At 44.8% G+C, this 3,131-nt stretch carries 1 protein-coding gene; it reads right to left on the bottom strand.

The annotated features are described in order from the left end of the window. Positions 1–18: 18 nt before the first annotated feature. A complete protein-coding gene (locus OGM63_RS16865; protein ID WP_263746758.1) occupies positions 19–2,877 on the bottom strand; it encodes a cation-translocating P-type ATPase in 2,859 nt (952 codons plus the stop codon). Between the last annotated feature and the right edge of the window lie 254 nt (positions 2,878–3,131).

The raw sequence follows: 3,131 nt of genomic DNA, 5'->3' as shown, positions 1-3,131 counted from the left end.
CCCACTCCCCCACTCCTCCTAAACGGTTTTCTTCCCCATCAATCTAAAGAATATTTTCTCTGCTTCAATCCACACAAACATCAAAGCACTAAAGCCGATGCAAACTCCCAATTCTTGTAAATTGAGATAGTGAGTACCAAAGAAAGCTCGCAGGGGTGGGACGTAAACTAACATCAACTGCAAAATTGTGGTTACAACCACCGCTCCCAATACAAAGATATTGGAAAAGGGATTCATCTCGATTGTCAGTCGGTTGTTAGAGCGAATCGCGATCGCATGACCCATTTGAGCGAGACACAATGTTGTAAATACCATTGTTTTCCAAGCTTCGCGATCGCCTGTATACTCTGGTGCATGGGTATGATTGTAAGCCCACCACATCAAAGCAATTGTGATGATAGCAAAGATAATCCCAATGCGAATCATATAAGAACCCAATCCCCTGGCAAAAATACTTTCACGGGGACTAAAAGGTGGACGCTGCATTACATCTGGTTCTGGAGGTTCCACAGCTAAGGCTAAAGCTGGTAAACCATCTGTAACCAAGTTCATCCATAAGATTTGTAACGGTGTTAGGGGAACACCACCCAAACCGAGTACTGGTGCGGCAGCGATTGTGAGAACTTCGCCAATGTTACTACCTAAGATGTATTTAATAAAGCGGCGAATGTTGGTGTATACGACTCTACCTTCTTTGGTGGCAGCAACAATCGTGGCAAAGTTGTCATCGAGTAATACCATGTCGCTGGCTTCCTTACTCACATCAGTGCCTGTGATGCCCATCGCGATACCGATATCAGCTTGTTTGAGGGCGGGGGCATCGTTGACACCATCGCCTGTCATCGCCACAAATCGACCCCGACGCTGCAATGCTTGCACAATTCGCAGTTTGTGTTCTGGGGCTACTCGTGCGTAAATGCTCACCAAGTCTACATTTTGCTCTAGTTCTTGGTCGCTCATGCGTTGCAATTCTTGACCGGTGAGGACTCTATCCCCAACTTTTGCAATTCCTAAATCGGTAGCGATCGCTCTTGCCGTCAATTGGTGATCGCCGGTGATCATTACCGGACGTATTCCCGCATCTCGACATTGTTGCACAGCGGCTCTCACTTCTGGGCGCGGTGCATCCAACATTCCCACCAATCCGAGCCAAACTAATTGTTGCTCGGAAGCTTCATCTGAGTTTTCTGGTGGTACTTCTGTCAACGGTTTGTAAGCGAAACCCAGCACCCGCAAACCTTTACTCGCCATGTTATCATTTTCGGCGAGAATTTGTTTGCGTTGCGCGTCGGTTAATTCTGCTGACTTATCGCCCAAATAAATCTGGGTAGAACGTGCCAAAATCAACTCTGGTGAGCCTTTGGTGAACATTAAGTAACGTTCAGAGTTTAACATGTTGGCGATCGCTGGATCGACCGCTGTCAAAGACGATGCTCCTGTAGATACTTCCTCAACTTGAGTAATTACGCTCATCCGCTTGCGTTCTGAGGAAAAGGGAAACTCTGCAACTCGCGGTAATTTACTACTCCATTGGTCTTTTTCAATACCCGCTTTTCCCCCAAGGGTGACTAATGCACCTTCTGTCGGGTCGCCTAAAATTATCCATTCCCCTTTATCTTGTTGGAGTACCGAATCATTGCAAACGGCACAGGCAACAAGCATTCCCGGTATTTCTGGATGTTGGTCAAGAGAAACATTTTGACCATTTAACTGAAAATCGCCTGTAGGAGCGTAGCCTTCACCGGTGACGCGAAAAGACGAGTCATTGGTATAAACTGATTGCACCACCATTTTATTTTGGGTGAGGGTGCCAGTTTTATCAGAGCAAATCGTGGTGACAGAACCTAAAGTTTCTACAGCTGGCAATTTGCGAATCAAAGCATTTCGCTTCACCATCCGCTGAGTTCCCAGGGCTAAAGTCACAGTAATTACAGCGGGTAAACCTTCAGGAACTACCGCGACTGCCATACTTAAAGAAACTTCCACCAGTTCTTGGAGGTTGCTAAAACCTCTGGCAGCAATGACACCACCAACAATGACGATCGCAACTAAAATTAAAGAACCAGTAACTAAAACGTTACCTAATTGAGTCATCCGTTGCTGCAAAGGTGTCGGTTCACTTTCTACCGACTGCAACAAAGCGGCAATTTTGCCAAGTTCTGTAGTCATTCCGGTATTCGTTACCAGAACTTTAGCGCGTCCTTGGACAACTTCTGTACCTTGAAAGACTAAATTCAGGCGATCGCCTAATGATGTATCTTCAGGTAAAATTAATACAGCTTGTTTATTTACAGCTTCTGCTTCGCCCGTTAGTGCCGACTCTCGAATTTGCAAATTAGACTGTTCGATTAAGCGTCCATCTGCGGCTATCTGCACCCCGGCTTCTAGGAAAATGACATCACCAGGTACAATATCCTTGCCGGCGACATCTAGGAGTTTGCGATCGCGGATGACTCGCACATTTGGAGAGGAAAGTTTTTTTAGAGCCGCGAGGGCTTTTTCGGCACGACTTTCTTGAACATAACCCAGTATACCATTGAGGATGACAATGGCTAAGATCGCGATCGTGTCTTTAAATGGTACTTCACCAGGCTTAAGCTGTCCCGATTGCCAAGACAAGAAGTCTAAACCTCCAGAAATCAAAGCTACGGCAATCAACATCAACAACATAATGTTCTTGAACTGATCGAGTAGAATTTCCCAGGCACTACGACCACCACTTTCTTGTAATTCGTTGGTGCCGTACTTCTGCAACCGCTGTTCTACTTCTTGGGGTGTCAAGCCAGAGTCTGCGTTACTATCGAGCAGGTCTAACGCTTTATTAACTTCTAAACTATGCCAAACGGGGGCACCTTCGGGCAGAGAATTAGCAGACATCGTGTTGGTCACAGGAAATGGTTACAAAATTCGATCATAATCTTAGTGATGACGATAAAACATCAACTAAAGTTACATTCAAGCTGTTGCTTAGTTGTCACAGTATAAGTGTAATTCCTGAAAGTTAGTGATTTTTACTGTGAAAACTTATTACGTATTATTAGTGAGATTCAAGTTTAATTAAACACATTAGAAAAAAGTGCAAAAATTTGTTTTGCACTTTACTTGAGAAAGGGTAAAGTTTTTTTCTTACC

The organism is Plectonema radiosum NIES-515, assembly GCF_025753815.1.
In the GTDB taxonomy this organism is placed as follows: Bacteria; Cyanobacteriota; Cyanobacteriia; order Cyanobacteriales; family Nostocaceae; genus Hassallia; species Hassallia radiosum_A.
Note: the sequence above shows the minus strand (reverse complement) of the source record. Positions and strands in the feature narration are given on the sequence as shown.